The 460-nt window shown below is 63.3% G+C and carries 1 protein-coding gene; it reads right to left on the bottom strand.

Translation table 11 applies throughout. The annotated features are described in order from the left end of the window. Positions 1 to 209 precede the first annotated feature (209 nt). A partial coding sequence (locus tag HMPREF2993_RS12890; RefSeq protein ID WP_371325916.1) for an LGFP repeat-containing protein occupies positions 210 to 460 on the bottom strand: 251 nt, incomplete at its 5' end.

The following is a 460-nucleotide window of genomic DNA, read 5'->3' as shown; positions in this document are numbered from 1 at the left end:
TATGTGCCACCCTGGGCGGAGCCGATTACGTCCCAGCCGGCGTACAAGGCAGCGCAAGCAGCATTGCAGCAGCAGGTTAACGGGGACGTACTCGACGCAGCGCCGCCGGATACCTAAACCTCAAACAAACGCCGAAGCGGAAGCCACCGGGTGGCTCCCGCAACATCGGCGATCCCACAGAGCCGCACGCGCACACGGTGCGGCTGGGATTAGTTCGTGAAGACCTGAATCTGCTCAGTCTCCGGGTTGTAGACAATGGAACCGCCCTGGAACTGCACGCGGACTTCCTTGCCGAAGCCGGTGGGGAGTTCGTCGGACGTCGGCAAGCCGAGCGTCGCCGAGTTGTCGCCCGACGCCCATTCCTTGGCGATGCGTCCCACCAGAGCGTGCGTACCGGTGTCCTCGGAGCTCAGCACGACGCCGTTCTGGAAGAGCTGGTAGATGATGCCGGCGGATTCAT

Source organism: Corynebacterium sp. HMSC068G04 (assembly GCF_001814885.1).
Taxonomy (GTDB): Bacteria; Actinomycetota; Actinomycetes; order Mycobacteriales; family Mycobacteriaceae; genus Corynebacterium; species Corynebacterium hiratae.
This window is presented reverse-complemented; position numbering and strand designations above follow the sequence as displayed.